Raw genomic sequence first — 17,833 nt, 5'->3', positions numbered from 1 at the left:
AAAAGTTTTGAAAGATAAAGGGGACTCAGGAAATGAATCCATTAATAAAAGAAATTACAGCTAAGTTTCTGAATAACGATGATTTCTTTCTTCAACAGGATTATTTTATGAATATCTCTGTTATCTTAATGGGCTTCAACACATTGGTCGACTTGACTGAGTCTCGAGAAGCTATGCATATGTACATAGAAAAGGCAATTTCTGCAAATATAACAGAGGAAGAATTATTAAGCTTGTTCGGGGAAGTCAAAGAGAGTGATATTAATGTTCTCACCTCATCTATTTTGCAGGGAAAATTAATCCTATTTTTCGCTAAATACAACAAATTTGTTGTGTCGCAGCCGATACCCAAATTGCTCAATCGGTTTACTGAACCTCCTACGAATGAAAACGTCCTTCAGGGGCCGCTTAGTTCCTTTGTCGAAGACATTGAACAAAACATTGGTATTGTCAGGAAACAAGTAAGCACAGATCAACTTTTTGTCAAATCGGTTTATGTTGGCAAGGATGAGAAAAAAAAGATTTCGCTTCTGTATTGTGAGAACTATGTGCAAATGGAGTTGGTGAATAATATTGTTCGTCAACTCGAAATGAACCTGGATAAGGAAGTTCACAATTTACAAAACTTATCAAAAACGATGGGATTTTCCGCCTGGGAATCCTTCTCTAAATTTAAAACGACAGAACTTCCTCTGGAGGCCGCTCAATGCTTGCGTATGGGGAAAGTCATACTATTTGTAGATAGATTACCTTTAGCACTTATTCTGCCTAGTTTGTTATGGGATATGTTTGCAATGGAAAACGATCGCAATTATCCGCTTCCTTTAATGCTGTCAGTCCGATTTTTACGAATCATTGGCGTTTTGATGACGTTAATTGTTCCTGCTTTATATGTAGCCCTCGTAGCCGTTAATCCCGAGGTGTTGAGAATAGAACTTGCGTTAGCGGTCTCTCAAAGCCGTGATAGTGTGCCCTACCCTGCCCTTGTAGAAATCCTGCTGATCCTAGTTATTCTAGAATTAATTGTGGAAGCCAGTGTCAGATTACCCAAAAGTATCGGGCCCACAATTACCATGGTAGGCGGGATTATATTGGGTCAAGCTATCGTTGCTGCCAAATTAGTGAGTAACCTCATCCTGATTATCCTGGCCGCCACGACAATTGCGAATTCAACGGTGGTTGGATTTCAAAATTCGCTCTCCATCCGTTTATTTAAATATTTAATTGTGGTTTTAGCTGCCATGTACGGAGTGCTGGGTATTTTGGCGGGTTTAGTCCTGGTATGCGCCTACTTGGCAAGTCTAAATACTTTTGGAGTTCCCTATATTCAAATCAATGTGGCAAAGGATCGGAGCAATCATGGATAAAAGCATTTCCGTCATGCTTATGTACCTTCTTACTCATTTGGGGCTTATTTTTTTCCTATATCCGGAAGATATTATTGGAAGTACAGACTCCGCACATTGGATCCCTATTGTAATAGGAATTATTGTTCATTTTGTTGTTATTTCCATCTATATGAAGGGTCTAAGCTTCTACCCGAAGTGGGACATTATTCGGATTTACCTCCATGCGGGAAAAGCAGCTGCTATCATTTTTCTTCTGCCGGTTACACTTTATTTTTTCATCATCGCCATTCTGGCCGTTCGCGCTTACTCTGAAATCATTTGTATCGTTTTTTTATCCAATACCCCATTATGGTCAATCATGATGTTATTACTTTTTGTGTCAACGTATCTTGCAGCTAAAGGGATTGAAGCCATTTTTCGCACTGGGGTACTATTGGCTATTATTTTTCTGCCTCTAATTTCTATGATTAGTTTCACTTCGTTTCAGAACATTAATTGGTACTACTCCTTTCCCCTTTTCGAACAAGACTTCTCGTTCCTGACGAAACCCTCTTATTTTAAAAGCTTTTTTGCCTTCGCAGGTGGCTTCTTGTTTCTGGGCTTCATTCAGCCTGTTATTACATATCAAAGAAAAAAAATTCTTCTCGCATCCCTTTTTCTTATTCCCTTCTTTATCTTCTCCGTCTATATTCCTATTCTCACCTTCGGGGAGGCAACAGCAGTAACTCTTCATTTTCCTTTTGTCGTTGTTGTGGAGACCATTAATATTTCTTGGTTCATGTTTGACAGAGTGACCATGTTTTTCTTGCTTACATTGATTACTTTCAGCATGCTATTCATTTCCATAACGTTATGGCAGGCCAATCGCATTATAAGCAAGTGTTTACCAATCATTAAGCCGTTTTATCTACTGCTCGCGATCTCGGTTGTTATCTTTGTTTCCTGTTTATTGATTCCGGATTGGAATAGCGTCGGCAATCTATTTCTATGGAACACTCCTTTAAGATTTTTTGTTTTAGTTTCCATTCCGTTGTCTATTTATTTTCTGGGGCTTCGTTTTAAAAGGAAGGTGGGGCATGAACTCAATTAAGTCTTCGTTGCAAGTTATTGTACTTCTAGGTATGGTAATTACGTTGAGCGGCTGTTGGGATAATAAGGACATAAATCATCGTACTTTACCACTGGTTATGGCTATAAGCAAGCAAAATGATGAGTACAAAGTCATCCTGCAAGACCCTGAGTTGGATCAGAATATGATAAAACTGAATTTAATCAGTGAAACTGGTAAAACAATCAGCCAAGCGGTAGATAAAATCAGTATGAATAAAGAAAAACAAATCGATTTATTCCATATTAAAGTCATTCTAATTGAAAAAAAACTTGCACAGCAAGGGTTGAAAGATATTATCGCTGGTTTCATGAGAAACGGGGAAATTTCGCTTAAAGCGTACGTTGTTATCTGCGATGAAGAGATTGAAAAGTATTTAGCCAATGAAAAGAAAACAACAGTCCCCAAACAAGCGTTTGTTTACGACTTTTTCGAAAAAAATGCGGGTTGGAACCCACAGATTGCTCGAGCACAAATCTGGCAAATTTATCGTAGTATATATTCGTACACCAATGATATTGCGATCCCTATTATTAAATCAGGTCAATCCTCCCCATGTGACTATATAGGCTCATCTGTTATTAAAAATGGGAAGATGGTTGAACAGATCACATCCGACGAAACTCTTCTGTATAATGCCTTCAACAAGGAAAGCACACAAGGAAAAATCGAGGTCATGGATCATGCGAGTGTCTTAATTGTTAGTAATTCTATGAAATATAATAGCGAGCTTGTTGACAATAAACCTTATATGCATACACAAATCAAATTGAAAGTTGTCGTCCTGGAGACAAAAGGAAATCCAAGCCAAATGCTCATTATACAAGAATTAGAAAAGCTAATTACAGAAAGATTTCAAATGCTATTTTCAAAAATCCAAAAAAGTGAAGCTGACATTCTAGGAATTGGGCAGCGTTTCCGTACTATCATTCCAAGAAAAGATTTGCAGAATTGGCGAACCGAATACTACCCTCAGCTGAAAATGGATCTTCAATTTCATACAGATATCCAAAATGAAGGTTTAATTAAAATGCGTTCAAATTTAACGAAATGACAAAAAAGGAACCTGTGGATGACCTCAGATTCCTTTTTCTTTTTCTGAGATGAACTAAAACTCAACACCGCGAACTTTTGCAAAAACCATTGTATCTCTCAAAGTACCATCTTGCGCACACTTCTCTTGTCGAAGAATTCCTTCCAACGTATATCCCTGACGTTCAGCAACACGTGAACTTCCAGTATTACGTCCGTCACATCGAATTTCAATACGATTAGCGTGCAACTCATGTATGGCATAATTCGTGATGGCGGCTACGGCTTCCGTCATATAACCTTTATGACTAAAAGGTGTACGCAACCAATAACCAATTTCAAATTTGCGCGCTTCCCAATCAATGCGGTGTAAGCCGCTACTGCCAATGAGCTGCCCCGTTTCCTTCAGAAATAGAAGTAATCTCAGATCAGTCCGATCTAAAAATTCCAGCCTGGCACGTCGGATGTTTATCTCGGACTCTTCAACGGTGGGAATTTGTCTAGCCCACGGCATCCAGGGACGCAATTCATCCATACTTTCTCTAATCGCTTCGTTAACCATCGCGCCATCTCCCCATAAGGGAGCTCTTATTAGCAAACGTTCACTCTCAAAGCTCTCTGGTATCGTGAATAAAATTGGGCTGGATGCTTGAATACTCATCGCAATTACCTCCTATAGGAATGGTCGGTCTAAAAGCAGAAATTCATTTCTAAATAATGAGTTTATCGAATATATTGGGTTCAAGCAATTGTACGGAAATGGACAGGAGGTAAACGCTTATGGAATATTGTTCTACGACAGAGCCGTCTAAGCGGATATCAGATTTGATAGCTCTTGTAAAAGAAACCTATGATGTCCTTCAACGGGAGTCGGATCTGACCCCTTCAAATTCCTCGATCACGAAACCGATTTCTATTTTCACAGAGGCACTTAGGCAAGTATACACTCCAGAAGAAGTCAAGTATGTGATGGAGAATGTTGAAGTCGCCACACGCCAAAAAGGGCTGCTTGCCAAGCTGTCCGAAGCCGAGTACGGCATGGAGTTGTTCGACTCCCGCCACCTCTACGATCAGCCCGAATTCGGATTAGCGAGCTTATTCCAATATAAAAACTGGGGAAATTATGACAGTCTTGTTGGCGAGGAACTGAAACAGCTCCGCAGGATCATTCGGTCCGAGGAGCTTTCTGCGCCTATTGTTTTTGTCGGAAGCGGGCCTTTGCCGTTGAGTGCGATACTGCTTCATCTTAGATGGAATGTGAGCGTCACTTGTGTAGATATGGATCCGGATGCTTGCGAGGCTGCACGTTCCCTGATGGAACGCATTCATTTAAGCGATAACGTGCAAGTCGTGCAAGGCGATGGTGCGGAGTTCGATTATGCTTCTTACCAGCATGTTTTTATTGCAAGCCTTGTTACGCAGAAAGATAAAACACTTGAGCAAATCCGCCGGACGAATCCAAATGCATTGGTCGTTATACGGACAGCGGAAGGCATCCGTCAGCTCATGTATGAAGCAATTAACGAGGAAGCTATCGCCGCGGCTGGATGGCGATTACTTGGCCGGACATCTCCGATCGCAAATCGAGTAATCAATTCAGCTCGCTTCTATCGACTTTGTCCCGAATGATATACCCTTGACCCAGTTCTATCTGCGCAAAGCCTGCCATATGGCGAGCTTGGAACCCAATTGGCTCTTGACTTCCTGCAAGCAAGAAATTTTGAATATCTGCTGTGCCTTCTGAAGGTAGAAGAAATGCTTGTATATAAGCAAATTCCTCACTTAGCGTAGAATGAATAGCGTTCACGAGTTGGTCATTGTCGCCTTTACCAAACAGATTCATGACGATCAGTCCAGAAGGATCAAGCTTTTCTTTGCAAATTTCAAAAAATGGCTTCGAAATCAAATGCGTAGGCGTTCCTTTTTCAGTAAAAGCATCCAAGACAATTGTATCATAAACATGCTGCTTTTCATTCGTAAGGATTTGACGGCCATCACCTATTCTGACATTATCCTTCCTGTATCCAAAAAACTTTCTACTCAACTCCACCACGGTCTGATCTATTTCTACTACCTTGCATTGCTCTTCAGAAAAATAGCCGGCTATCGTCCCAATCCCATGTCCGATAATAAACATTTTCTCGATAGACGGGATGTTGTATTCAATTAGATGAATCATAGCTCGTGGATATTCAAATAAGATATGTGCCGGATCATTCAAATCCATCGCACCTTGGATGGCGCTATTAGAAAACTCCAAGACACGAAACCTTCCCTTTTCACCATACAGCTCAGTAGTGTCGTAAACGGAAATCTCATGATTAGGGCTAGAGGTTTTGAAAAGTAACTCCAAGTTATCGATTCCTTTCTGGGTGGTCTGCTTTTTCTTTCAGAAAGCTAACGAATTTCTGCGTGGCCGGGGACAGAAACCGGTCTTTTTTAATATGCAGTCCAACTTCCCATAGCCAACCTTCCTCTTGGATGTGTATCCATTGTAGACCTTCCAGGTGCAAACCAGATGTTTTGGGCAGCACAGAAACGCCAAGACCTGCCGCTACGAAACCGGCCACCGTTGGAAGATCCTCCGCATCGTAGGTGGACGCGAGGGTGAAATTCATATGATGGACACGGGTGAGAAGCGAATCTCTTAAAGAGCAGTTATGCTTCAAGCCCACGAACGGCTCCCCTGTAATTTCTTTTAAGCTGATGGATTCCCTGCCCGCAAAACGATGATCGTAAGAGACCACCAAATACAACGGCAGCGAAAGGATTGGCACCCATTCATAGGCTTCGTTGACGGGTCTTTCCGAGGTGATCATTACATCGGAGAAGCCCTTCTCGACCTGCTCCAGAATCGCTCCCTTATCTCCCTGTGTCAACTCGAAGGTGATTTTCGGGTTAGCTTTCTGGTATTCACGTATCAATTGAGGAATTAAACCTACACCTAATATATTTAAATAAGAAAGATAGATGATCCCCGACTCAGGATTGGAACATTCTTCGATCTCCTGTTTTCCTCGCTCTACCTCTTGCAAAATCTTCTCAACTCGCTTCGCGAACATGGTTCCGTAACGGTTAATTTGCAGGTTTCTGCCCTTCCGCTCAAACAAAGGTACGCCTAGCTCAGCTTCAAGCTTTGAGATCGAATGACTAAGTGCAGGTTGTGTGACGGATAAAGCTTCCGCGGCTTTCGTCAGATGTTCGATCCTGGCAACTTCCAGGAAATATTCTAATTGAGTAAGCTCCATATCGCCTCTCCTAAATGCATAATAGTTATCATTCCTGTTGTTATCATACATACTGCTAATGATTGAAGCAAGGTTGAAGAATTTGTATGAAAAATAATAATGTAATTTATAATTAATATGAATTAGACTTATGATTTATTTGGACGTAAGCTTATACCTGTGACCAAGACTCACACCATCAGATCTTAACACACAGGAGGATAATTATAATGAAACTGTCTTCATATGAGCATGAATTTCAAGGAAAACGCGCATTAGTAACAGGTGGAACAAAAGGAATGGGCCTAGCGATCGTGAATAGGCTTGCGGCAGCCGGTGCTACCGTGCTCACAACCGCCCGCCAGATTCCAACGGATAACGAGATTCCAAACGTCCACTTTGTTCAAGCTGACATTACGAAGCCGGAAGGTACCGCGGTCATCATTCAGGCCGTCTATGAGAAACTCGGCGGTATCGACATTTTGATTAATACGGTAGGCGGTGCTTCCACTCCTCCTGGCGGTGCTTTGGCATTGACGGAGGAAGACTGGATGGAAACTCTGAATATGAACCTTCTGGGTTCCGTACGCTTGGACAGAGGCTTGCTGCCGCTAATGGTCGAGCAAGGCAAAGGTGCCATTATTCACGTAAGCTCCATTCAGCGAAAAATGCCGCTGTACGAAACAACTTTGGCTTACGCTGCATCCAAAGCGGCCCTTACCACTTACAGCAAGGGCCTGTCCAAGGAATTTTCCCCGAAAGGGATTCGCGTAAATACGATAGCGCCAGGCTTCATCCAAACAGAAGCGGCGGATCGTATGATTGACCGTATCGCTACTGCAGCTGGAAGCCGCGAAGCCGCTCTGGAAGAACTGATGAATTCCCTCGGAGGCATTCCGATCGGGCGACCGGGCTTGCCGGAGGAAGTGGCTGAACTTGCCGCCTTCCTGGTGTCTGACCGCGCTGCTTCCATTACAGGAAGCGAATATGTGATTGACGGCGGGACGTTGTCAACCATTTGATTTTCCGTTCAACATCGCTGAAGAAATGAAAGAGCTCTAGGGAGTTGAAATTCCTTAGAGCTCTTTGCTATCACTTTTCTAAGTCGGCAATCGCGCTTGCGAGTATCTCCCTTGTCTCCGTAAATCGTTCCCTTGCGCCAACATCCAACGGGTCAATCCATGAGAACCCATCATTCTCATATCTAGCCCAGATGTGCATGTGAAAGTGCCCTAAATCGCTAAACTTCCCCCCATTTTGCATCATGCTGATTCCATCCGGGTGGAATAACGTTTTTAATCCTTTCGATAGTTTAGCTGAGGCCTTCATCACAGACAGGGCTGTTTCTACATCCAAATCGTCAACGTCCGCATAATGTTTTTTAGGCAAAATTATGCTATGTCCCTCACTGCATGGGTCAATCACTAAGATGCACGTCACGTGTTCATCCTCGTATACGACATGAGTTGGCTCAAGACCCAGTGCTAATCTACAGCCTAAACACTCTAAATCATGATTCATTGATTTTCATTCCCTCCTGAAACTGCCTTAGGCCAAATTTTTCATATAAAATTCTTCACTGCTTCCGTGCTATCCTGCCTTCCAATGGAAAAAGACAACCAATCCACATGGAAAGGCTGCCTTCTAGCGTTGTTTTATGGAATTCAACGATTATTTCAGTACTTTTAGCATAGCCCATACAATGCCAAGATGATTAACTAAATGCAGCACCGTTGAAACAATCAACTCTCCATAATTTTCACCTTTCAAAAAATTTTCTTTCACAGGTTCTTCCAACTTATCCTTCAACAACTCATGAATCTGATTACGCTGTTCTTTCAACTGAGCGATTAATATGTCCCATGCTGGCGGTTCTTCTTGCCAATGGGATTGTCTTGAGCCGTAGGCGAATAATTCTTGATATTTGGCTGGAAGGACGAGTCGCTGCTCGGAAAGACCGAAAACATGAAATTCAGTAACCGTGAGTACATGTCCTAGGTGCCAATGTATACTGTTGACAAAACCTTCTGGAACAACCTTACGTTTGTCTTCTGGGCAACTTTCAACCAATTCAATAAATTGTTCGAGATGTTTATCTAAAATATGGAAAATAAAATCGTTTCTCATTTGCTCAACTCTCCTAAGTTAGAATAATCATTCTCAAGAAATATACAACACCCTCTCCTATCTTGCATAATACATATTGCTGATACTGAATATCTCATTTCCCGATATCAAAATATAATAATTGTTAGTTCTATTACTGGCATTCTTTTTGAGCAACTCGTGATAGAATTAGGCAATAATAACTTAGGTGTACAAAAGGGGATGTAAGGAATGACAGCAGTCGCAGACTGGAAAAATGGCGCTAACGGACAATCATTTATCGCCTCTTTTAGCGGAGGAAAAGATAGTGTCCTTGCGCTTTATAAAGCAATGAAAGTAGGAAAAGCTCTTGGCCTGATCGTTATGCTGGAGGAGGAAGGAAAACGTTCCCGATCACACGGGACACCACCCGATCTTATACGTGCCCAAGCCGAATCCATTGGTTTGCCTGTCTATACGGCACCGGCAAGTTGGGATGATTACGAAGAAGTGTTTATCCACCTTTTAGAAGATGCTAAAAAGCAAGGTGCGGAGGTGTTAGTCACGGGAGATCTCGAGTTGACGGCTCATGGTTGTTGGCAGGATAAAGTCTCGAGCATTGCCGGATTAAAATTGGGTATGCCGCTATGGGAAATGGATCACCGTGAAACCGTTGAGGAATTCATTCGCTTAGGTTTTGTTTCAATCGTAGTTACCGTTAATTTAGCACTAGGAATGCGGGAAGATGATCTTGGTCGAACGTTAACCCTAGCTTTTGTGGAGGAGCTTGTAGCCCGTGGAATTGATCCTTGTGGCGAGGGTGGAGAATTCCATACCACGGTTATTGATGGTCCCCTTTTCAAACATCGCATAAGCGTTCACAAAGGGGAGATTGTCACGCACGGCGAATATGCCTTTTTGCCGTTGACGCTAGACCATGTCTAATAGTGACTTCCCATGAATTTCCGTTTATATACAGTTTATAAATGCAAGTTATAATCCACAGTAATTCATTATGTAGGAGGAATTGCATTGGAACTGACATTCAGTGAGCGTAATTCTGAAGTTCTGGCAGTCGAGGCACGCGGGCTCTTCAAAGCTTTTGGCCAAAATCGTGCGGTCGACGGCGTGAATTTAAGCGTTCCAGCGGGTACCATCTATGGCGTACTTGGTCCTAATGGCGCCGGCAAGACGACCACCATTAACATGCTGGCAACGTTACTTCGGCCCGACGGCGGGTCGGCGAAAATTTTCGGCCATGATGTTGTGAAAGAGTCGCAGATTGTGCGCCAACTAATTGGAGTGACCGGCCAATACGCATCGGTTGATGAGTCGCTTAGCGCGACAGAAAACCTGATGATCTTCTCCCGGCTTCTTGGTCTAAGCCGTGCAGAGGCTAGGAACAAAACAGGGGAGTTGCTTGAGGAATTTGGCTTGACCGAAGCCGCGAAACGGCCATTGAAAAACTTCTCCGGCGGTATGCGCCGCCGACTGGATCTGGCGGCGAGCCTTATCGCACAGCCCCCTCTTATTTTCCTGGATGAACCTACGACAGGTCTGGATCCCCGCACGCGTTCACAAATGTGGGACACGATCCGCCGGTTGGTGAACACAGGTTCTACCATCCTTTTAACCACACAGTACCTCGAAGAAGCCGATCAACTCGCGGACCGAGTAGCGGTTATCGATCGCGGGCGTGTAGTCGCTGAAGGAACTGTGGATGAATTGAAAGCCTCCGTAGGCACCTCCTCTCTGCAATTAATCGTCAGTCATCCACAAGATATTGAGGCTGCCTGCCGGATCATCGAGCAAGTGCTCAAGGTACGCCCGACTGTCACGTCTGGAAAAATTACAGCACCCATGACCAATGCGGATCTTGTCACGGACCTGCTTATTGCCTTGCGAGAAGCCGGCATTCATTTGGCGGAGATGAGTGTGCAGAAGCCGACCCTTGATGAAGTATTTTTAACCATTACAGGTCAAGGTGTTAGGGAGACTTCCCAGCAATCCGATGAGTCGAACAGCAGACAGGAGGTTAGAGTATGAGTATGAAAAGCACTTCCATTCTACCGCCTGCTGAGCGTAAATTGAGGAACCATACAAGCTTCAGCCAATCGGTGCGCAACTCGTTAACGATGGCTTATCGAGGACTTCTGAAAATTCGGCGCACGCCTGAACAATTGTTCGATGTCACACTGCAGCCCATTATTTTCACACTCATGTTCACTTACATCTTCGGCGGCGCCATCTCGGGCGACGTTGTGAGCTATTTGCCCGTCATTATTCCTGGCATCCTCGTACAGACCGTTATCACGACCTCCATCGTTACAGGTGTCCAACTGCGGGAAGATATGGATAAAGGCGTATTCGACCGATTCAAGTCACTGCCTATCGCGAGGATTGCGCCTTTGGCAGGAGCGCTTTTGGCTGACACGATCCGGTATACCATTGCTACTGTTCTCACCTTTTCCATGGGTTTTATCATGGGTTATCGTCCTGAGGGTGGTTTGGGACATGTGGCGATCGCTGCGCTTCTTGTCATCTTCTGCTCTTGGGCTATCAGCTGGATCTTTGCCTTCTTCGGTGTGATTGCCCGAACAGCCTCAAGCGTTCAAGGGATATCGATGCTTGTACTCTTCCCTCTTACGTTTCTATCCAATGCCTTCGTGCCTGTGGATACCATGCCAGGCTGGCTTCAATGGTTTGTTAAAATCAATCCGATCTCTCACCTCGTCTCCGCCGTAAGAGAACTTGCCAACACGGGTACTGTCGGCTGGGATCTCACCATCTCGCTTTTCGGAGCGATTGTCATTGTGGCCATCTTTGCACCTATCACAGTAATTGCCTATATGCGCAGGACTTAAAAGATAATACAGCAAGGCTGCCACTCAGTTACGTGGCAGCCTTATTTATCGCTAGAAAATTGCAGGGGACATAAAATAGGAATACCATAAATTCGTCATAAAGACATCGAGAAGTACAAAATAAAACAATTCCAAACCAATATTACGATCATCCAGCCCTTTTCTCCATAGCCGCGTACTTACATAAGCAAGTAAAGCCATAATCATCAGCATAAATAAGTAACTCAAGATTGGTTGGAAGGCTTCAGGCATCACTTGGAGCGCCTCAGCTTTTCGGTAATCTCGAATAAATAGTGCCTTAACTCCAACATACATGCCAAGCGATATGAAAAAATGCAACCGCGGGCGGGAATCGTATTGATGCTGCCAAAAAGCGCTGAGCACCAGCAGATAGATACCTGGCAAGAAGATCCACTTCAGGCTTAGAAACCACGTGACGAGGCTGATTCCCCATAGCAGCGGAACATTCTCGGCAGCTGTTCGCAGGTCATTTGCTGTTAGCCGGTTCATCCTCTCCCGGTAAGGCTGTTGATCTGTCGCATAGTAGACACGGTAAGACGCTTCGTTCACTGAATCAAGCCAAACAGCTAGGCGAGTATCCGAACTTTGCACAAGCTTAGGATATTGAGCGAATCCGTCATTTTGACTGATTTTTGATGATGATTCCAGCTGCGTTTCATGAAAGCTTAATTCATACACTTCTTGGCTGCTCAAGCGCCGATTTTTTTCATAAACGGATGAGACGACAAGTGTGGCTTCGCCAGTATCTGTTTCAGAGAAGATAGGTTGTAAGATTGTATCTGAATCACTGGTCTCCGAGCTTGGAAGATCTATCCGCTCATCTTGTATATCAGCCGGTTGATTCCAAGGAAATGTGAGCATCTGTAAACTACTCTTCCCTGACTTAGCAGAGCTGATCGTATAGGCGACCTTGAGTAAAGAGTTGTCTGCATACAACGTATAATCCTCTAAATACCTATTGACCAACTCCAGATCTTTGAGCTTCTCCATGACGACCGTTTTCCCGGATTTGGTATCCAGTTTGGCAACGTGCAGGGCAGTATTCCCTTCCCTACTAGTCGCATAAACAGCGGAAAGCATGCCATTTTTATCCATATAACCTTGTACCTGTTTAATTCCACTAGCGTTCAGCTTTATCCAATTTGGTGCATCCTCTCCAGACGAAATACCCACAATGAGTGCTTCATCGTTATACGTGAGAAGTATAGTTTTGTCCGTTCCCGCCTGTAGGGCCTGAACGCCATTTATTTCGGTTTCAGTCAGTAATTTTCTCGGGGACCAGTTCTCATTATCCCATTCACTCGCATACAACTTGTTGCTCGCACCGATCCAAACGGCTTTTGCCTCACCAATAAGGCGATAGGACTGAAAAAGCTCCGCGTCCGGCACAGGTCGTACAACTGAGCTGCTCCGCCCCTCATTGTCAATCTTCACATAGATCAGTTCATTTCCTGAACGATAGGCAAAAGATTGGTACCCGGTTATTTGAACAGGACCTGCTTGGGAAGCGAGCTCAGGTAACAATGTCGCTCGTCCATAAGGTTCTGCGAACGGCATCACCTGTTCTCTGGCCAGCATCACCATATGTATCATTCCGATCAAGAGCATGGCCGCCAGAAACGGCACGACAGTAAACAACCTCCATAAAGTACGGTTTCTCAATCCAAAGCTCCTCATCTTTGTGTATGTCTAACAGCTTATTAGACGTAAGTACCTAGCCGATTGTTGCGCAAATAAAAGAAGCCGCAATTATGCGGCTTCCTTGTACACAAGTCTATGCGATTTATTCGTTGTTTTCCATCCATTGAAAATGGAAGCTGCCTAATTTATCTACACGCTCAAATGTATGGGCTCCAAAATAATCCCTTTGAGCTTGCAGTAAGTTAGCCGGCAGTCTCTCTGTGCGGTAGCTATCGTAGTAGGCTAACGCGGAAGCAAAAGCAGGAACCGGAATCCCTCTTGTTACAGCTACCGAAACAACTTTTCTCCATGCATCTTGATAGTTGTCTACGATTTTGCCGAAGTACTCGTCGAGGAACAAGTTTTTCAATGCAGGGTCACGATCATAAGCATCCTTGATATTTTGTAAAAATCTTGCGCGGATAATACAACCGCCGCGGAAGATCATCGCAATGTTTCCGTAGTTTAAGTCCCAACCGTACGCGTCAGAAGCGGCTCTCATTTGGGCAAAACCTTGCGCATAGGAAGCGATTTTGCTTGTGTAGAGTGCTTTGCGAACAGCTTCAATGAATTCTTTCGGATCACCGTCATAGCTTGAAGCCGCGGGACCATTCAGACGTTTACTTGCAGCAACACGCTCTTCTTTCATGGCTGAGATAAAACGGGCGAACACGGATTCCGTAATAATGGACAATGGCACTCCCAAATCCAATGAGCTTTGGCTTGTCCATTTTCCTGTTCCTTTTTGTCCAGCTGAATCAAGAATCACATCCACCATCGGTTTGCCCGTTTCCGGATCTTTTTTCGCAAAAATATCGGCTGTGATTTCAATCAGATAGCTATCAAGCTCGCCATTGTTCCATTCCGTGAAGATGTCATGTAATTCACTTGTACTTAAGTTGAGTACATCCTTTAATAAGTGATACGCTTCGCCAATAAGCTGCATATCGCCGTATTCAATGCCGTTGTGAACCATTTTTACATAATGCCCTGCGCCGTCTGCTCCAATATAGGTGGAACATGGATCACCGTTCACTTTGGCCGAAATAGCCGTCAAGATTGGCTCAACCAATTCGTACGCGTCTCTTTGTCCCCCTGGCATGATCGCAGGTCCATTCAGAGCCCCTTCTTCACCACCCGAAACACCCGCACCGATAAAGCGGAATCCTTTGGCTTGAAGTTCTTTATTTCTCCGCTGCGTATCAGGGAAATAAGCGTTACCGCCATCGATGAGGATATCTCCTGGGCTTAAGTAAGGGATTAGTGAATTGATAGTATCGTCCGTAGGTTGGCCTGCTTTAACCATAATTAAGATTTTACGCGGCGACTCAAGAGATTGCACGAATTCTTCAGCGCTGTAAGTACCTACAAAGTTCTTTCCTGGCGCTTCCTCCAAAAGTTCATTCGTTTTTTCAGGTGAACGATTATATAAAGCTACAGAGAAGCCTTTGCTTTCGATATTCAATGCCAGGTTTTTCCCCATCACGGCCAATCCAACCACACCAATTTGCTGTTTGCTCATCGTAATTACCTCCTCTTAGTTCTGCTCTGTTGCAGCGATACGTTTTTGTAGTTCGGCTTTTTGCGCTTCAAAACCAGGTTTGCCTAGCAGAGCAAACATATTGATTTTGTATGCCTCAACGCCGGGCTGATCAAACGGGTTCACACCAAGCAGCAAGCCGCTGATGCCGCATGCTTTCTCAAAGAAGTACACCATTTCGCCATACGTATACTCATTCAGTGCATCCAATTCAACGATCAGATTCGGAACGCCTCCGTCAACATGGGCAAGTCGCGTGCCTTCCGCCGCCTTCTTGTTCACTTCGTCCATCGTCATGCCTGCAATAAAGTTCAAACCATCCAGATTGGCGGAGTCCTGCTCAATCGTCAACTCGACTCTCGGCTTCTTCACAGAAAGCACCGTTTCGATCAGATCGCGACGACCTTCTTGGACATATTGACCCATGGAGTGCAAATCAGTCGTGAAATCCACAGACGCCGGATATAGACCCTTCTGGTCCTTGCCTTCGCTCTCGCCGAACAACTGCTTCCACCATTCGGAAACATAATGTAAAGATGGTTCAAAGTTCGCCAACAGCTCAATGCTTTTCCCTTTACGATAAAGGGCATTTCGAACCGCTGCATACTGATAGCTTTCATTGGTAGCCAGGTCAGCATTATTGTATTTCTGTGCAGCCGCCGCGGCTCCAGCCATCATTTGATCAATGTCGAGCCCCGCTGCAGCAATCGGCAAAAGTCCTACCGCAGTAAGTACAGAATAGCGGCCGCCTACATCGTCAGGGATGACAAAGGTTTCATAGCCTTCTTCATCAGCCAGCTTTTTCAATGCCCCTTTCGAAGCGTCTGTTGTGGCGTAGATGCGTTTTTTCGCTTCTTCCTTCCCATACTTTTTCTCCATATAATCTCGCAGGATGCGGAATGCAATAGCCGGTTCCGTCGTTGTTCCCGATTTGGAGATGACGTTCAAGGAAACATCTTTATCTTTCAGCAGCTCCAATAAGTGCGTGATATACGTGGAGCTAATATTTTGACCGGCAAAATAAACTTGTGTATTTCCATCCATTTGATTATGAAAAGTGTGAGACAACGCTTCGATCGCGGATCTAGCGCCTAAGTAGGAGCCGCCAATACCAATGACGATTAAGGCATCGGAATTGGAACGTATGCGCTGTGCAGCCTCTTTGATTCTTGCAAACTCTTCTTTATCATATTGAAGCGGCAGATTCACCCAGCCGAGATAATCGGAGCCTGGACCTTTCTTCTCATGAAGCATGTCATGCGCCACTTTCACAAATTCACTGAAGTAATCAACTTCATGCTGCTGAACAAACGGTAATGCGCTGGAATAATTAAATGAAATAGCCATCTGGAACCTCTCCTTTTAGACCTGCATGCAGGGAATAAATCGTCAATTAGTTTGTATGATGGGCAAAATATTTTTCTTCACTTGGTTTATTTTCTTGCTCATTCTTGGAGTCAAACCACCAATGATGGCCATTCGCCGCCAATAAGGCATCGGATTCAGCAGGACCATTCGTGCCCGCGGCATAGTGATGAAGCGGGACTAGATTTTCTTGGAAAGCATCCAGGATCGGTTGAACCCAAGCCCAAGCCAATTCGACTTCGTCCCAATGCGCAAAGAACGTAGGATCTCCTTGCAAAGCATCATAGATCAAGTTTTCATAAGCTTCGGGAACATCCTCCTGACTTTCGTGAAAGTCGATTTGGATAGGTTTGTATTTCCCGTTCTTGGAAGGATCTTTCGAATTTAATTGCAGCGTGATACTTTCATTTGGACTAATTTCAAATACCAAAAGATTTGGCACTTGGCTTTCGTCATGATGTTGGGTCAGATTCGTATTCGGTTCTTTAAATTCAATGACGATCCGTGTTGATTTCTCATGCATTCTTTTTCCTGTCCGGATATAAATCGGAACGCCCCGCCAGAAGAAATCGTCGATCTGCAATTTAGCGGCAATAAATGTATCGTTCATGGATGTGCTGGCAATCCCTGGCTCCGAAGTATAACCAACGACTTGCTTTCCTCCAATCGAACCTTCTTTGTATTGCCCGCGGATCACACTGGAACCAACATCCTGTTTAAGCAGCGGCTCGAGGTTTTCCATCACTTTTTTCTTCTTAAACCGAACCAACTCGGAGTTGCTGACATTAGGAAGGTGCATGGTAAGCATCATTAGCAATTGCAGCATATGGTTTTGGAACATGTCTCTTACCGCGCCAACATGATCGTAATAGCCTGCTCTTTCTTCAACACCAACGGTTTCGTTTGCCGTAATCTGAACGTTCGCAATGTAATTATTCGCCCATATCGCGTGAAGGACGGGATTGGACTGCTGAATAACCTCAAGTTTTTGAACCATTGGTTTTCCAAGATAATGATCAATACGATAAATTTCATTTTCGGCAAAAGCTTTGCTTAACTGCTGATTTAAATCCCGAGCGGATTGCAAATCATGGCCAAACGGTTTCTCGATCACCAGGCGTTTCCAACCATCTGCGGAACCTAGACCACTTTCTTTGATATTCGCAGCAATCTTTTCAAAATATTCAGGTCCTACAGATAAGTAAAACATGCGATTCGGTAAGATGCGGAGTTCTTCTTCCCGTTGTTCAATGAGCTGCAGCAGCTTCTGATAATCTTCTTTACGATCTATGTCAAGTACACTGTAACGGAATGTGCGTAAGAAGTTTTTCAATAAGTCAGGATTGTTTGCTTTACGCCTGGAGAAAGTATGGATAGATTGTTCGACATTCGCCTGGAAGGCTTCATCTGAAAGCTCTCTTCTTCCCAGACCAATTAAAGAGAAGGATTCCGGTAGTTTATTATCAACAAACAAATTAAATAGTGCGGGGTAAATCTTTCTTTTGGCTAAATCCCCTGTCGCTCCAAATAAGACAAATGTAGTAGGTTCCATTTTCTTCTCT

General features: G+C 44.0%; 17 protein-coding genes. 8 read left to right on the top strand and 9 right to left on the bottom strand.

Features of this window, described 5'->3' with window-relative positions:
• Positions 1–32: 32 nt before the first annotated feature.
• The 3 genes from ACKTT9_RS18860 to ACKTT9_RS18850 are packed head-to-tail and all read left to right on the top strand — an operon-like array spanning position 33 to position 3,511.
• Entirely contained in the window at positions 33–1,367 is a 1,335-nt protein-coding gene (locus tag ACKTT9_RS18860) for a spore germination protein (protein ID WP_407872806.1), read from the top strand.
• Positions 1,360–2,439, top strand: a complete 1,080-nt coding sequence (locus ACKTT9_RS18855) for a GerAB/ArcD/ProY family transporter (protein ID WP_407872805.1) — start codon at positions 1,360–1,362, stop codon at positions 2,437–2,439. The genes ACKTT9_RS18860 and ACKTT9_RS18855 overlap by 8 nt, the downstream gene beginning before the upstream one ends.
• A complete protein-coding gene (locus tag ACKTT9_RS18850; RefSeq protein ID WP_407872804.1) occupies positions 2,426–3,511 on the top strand; it encodes a Ger(x)C family spore germination protein in 1,086 nt (361 codons plus the stop codon). The genes ACKTT9_RS18855 and ACKTT9_RS18850 overlap by 14 nt, the downstream gene beginning before the upstream one ends.
• Before the next feature lie 54 nt (positions 3,512–3,565).
• Here the strand turns inward: ACKTT9_RS18850 and ACKTT9_RS18845 are convergent, their stop codons facing one another.
• A complete protein-coding gene (locus ACKTT9_RS18845; protein WP_407872803.1) occupies positions 3,566–4,150 on the bottom strand; it encodes a GNAT family N-acetyltransferase in 585 nt (194 codons plus the stop codon).
• 119 nt (positions 4,151–4,269) lie between these two features.
• Here ACKTT9_RS18845 and ACKTT9_RS18840 point away from each other — a divergent pair, with 119 nt between their 5' ends.
• The gene (locus ACKTT9_RS18840) at positions 4,270–5,118 is read left to right on the top strand and encodes a nicotianamine synthase family protein (RefSeq protein ID WP_407872802.1); all 849 of its coding nucleotides are present in this window, start codon (positions 4,270–4,272) and stop codon (positions 5,116–5,118) included.
• On the opposite strand, the gene ACKTT9_RS18835 is transcribed toward ACKTT9_RS18840, so the two are convergent.
• Both ACKTT9_RS18835 and ACKTT9_RS18830 read right to left on the bottom strand, forming a co-directional pair.
• On the bottom strand, positions 5,081–5,842 hold the full coding sequence (locus ACKTT9_RS18835) for a spermidine synthase (RefSeq protein WP_407872801.1): 762 nt from the start codon (positions 5,840–5,842) through the stop codon (positions 5,081–5,083). The two genes, ACKTT9_RS18840 and ACKTT9_RS18835, sit on opposite strands and share 38 nt — an antisense overlap.
• A 1-nt stretch (position 5,843) precedes the next feature.
• Positions 5,844–6,737 carry a LysR family transcriptional regulator gene (locus ACKTT9_RS18830; RefSeq protein WP_407872800.1) on the bottom strand — a complete coding sequence of 298 codons (894 nt, stop codon included), beginning with the start codon at positions 6,735–6,737 and terminating at the stop codon, positions 5,844–5,846.
• A gap of 209 nt (positions 6,738–6,946) precedes the next feature.
• Here ACKTT9_RS18830 and ACKTT9_RS18825 point away from each other — a divergent pair, with 209 nt between their 5' ends.
• Complete coding sequence (locus ACKTT9_RS18825; RefSeq protein WP_407872799.1) at positions 6,947–7,738, top strand: SDR family oxidoreductase; 792 nt, start codon at positions 6,947–6,949, stop codon at positions 7,736–7,738.
• Positions 7,739–7,808: 70 nt separating this feature from the next.
• On the opposite strand, the gene ACKTT9_RS18820 is transcribed toward ACKTT9_RS18825, so the two are convergent.
• Complete coding sequence (locus ACKTT9_RS18820) at positions 7,809–8,237, bottom strand: HIT family protein (protein WP_407872798.1); 429 nt, start codon at positions 8,235–8,237, stop codon at positions 7,809–7,811.
• A 150-nt stretch (positions 8,238–8,387) separates the two neighbouring features.
• Positions 8,388–8,843: a DinB family protein gene (locus tag ACKTT9_RS18815; RefSeq protein WP_407872797.1), complete on the bottom strand. Its 456-nt coding sequence runs from the start codon at positions 8,841–8,843 to the stop codon at positions 8,388–8,390.
• Positions 8,844–9,053: 210 nt separating this feature from the next.
• On the opposite strand from ACKTT9_RS18815, the gene ACKTT9_RS18810 reads away from it, so the two are divergent.
• From ACKTT9_RS18810 to ACKTT9_RS18800, 3 genes are all read left to right on the top strand, one after another.
• On the top strand, positions 9,054–9,746 hold the full coding sequence (locus tag ACKTT9_RS18810) for a diphthine--ammonia ligase (protein ID WP_407872796.1): 693 nt from the start codon (positions 9,054–9,056) through the stop codon (positions 9,744–9,746).
• Positions 9,747–9,833: 87 nt separating this feature from the next.
• Positions 9,834–10,847, top strand: coding sequence for an ATP-binding cassette domain-containing protein (locus ACKTT9_RS18805; protein ID WP_407872795.1), 1,014 nt, complete (start codon positions 9,834–9,836; stop codon positions 10,845–10,847).
• Positions 10,848–10,849: 2 nt separating this feature from the next.
• A complete protein-coding gene (locus ACKTT9_RS18800; protein ID WP_407873069.1) occupies positions 10,850–11,665 on the top strand; it encodes an ABC transporter permease in 816 nt (271 codons plus the stop codon).
• 51 nt (positions 11,666–11,716) lie between these two features.
• On the opposite strand, the gene ACKTT9_RS18795 is transcribed toward ACKTT9_RS18800, so the two are convergent.
• The 4 genes from ACKTT9_RS18795 to zwf form a co-directional block, all read right to left on the bottom strand.
• On the bottom strand, positions 11,717–13,348 hold the full coding sequence (locus tag ACKTT9_RS18795; RefSeq protein ID WP_407872794.1) for a hypothetical protein: 1,632 nt from the start codon (positions 13,346–13,348) through the stop codon (positions 11,717–11,719).
• 121 nt (positions 13,349–13,469) lie between these two features.
• The gene (gndA, locus tag ACKTT9_RS18790; protein ID WP_407872793.1) at positions 13,470–14,888 is read right to left on the bottom strand and encodes an NADP-dependent phosphogluconate dehydrogenase; all 1,419 of its coding nucleotides are present in this window, start codon (positions 14,886–14,888) and stop codon (positions 13,470–13,472) included.
• A 15-nt stretch (positions 14,889–14,903) separates the two neighbouring features.
• Positions 14,904–16,253 carry a glucose-6-phosphate isomerase gene (locus ACKTT9_RS18785; protein WP_407872792.1) on the bottom strand — a complete coding sequence of 450 codons (1,350 nt, stop codon included), beginning with the start codon at positions 16,251–16,253 and terminating at the stop codon, positions 14,904–14,906.
• A gap of 46 nt (positions 16,254–16,299) precedes the next feature.
• Positions 16,300–17,823: a glucose-6-phosphate dehydrogenase gene (gene zwf / locus ACKTT9_RS18780; RefSeq protein WP_407872791.1), complete on the bottom strand. Its 1,524-nt coding sequence runs from the start codon at positions 17,821–17,823 to the stop codon at positions 16,300–16,302.
• Positions 17,824–17,833 lie beyond the last annotated feature (10 nt).

Source organism: Paenibacillus sp. P36 (assembly GCF_045866505.1).
Classification (GTDB): Bacteria; Bacillota; Bacilli; order Paenibacillales; family NBRC-103111; genus Paenibacillus_E; species Paenibacillus_E chondroitinus.
This window is presented reverse-complemented; position numbering and strand designations above follow the sequence as displayed.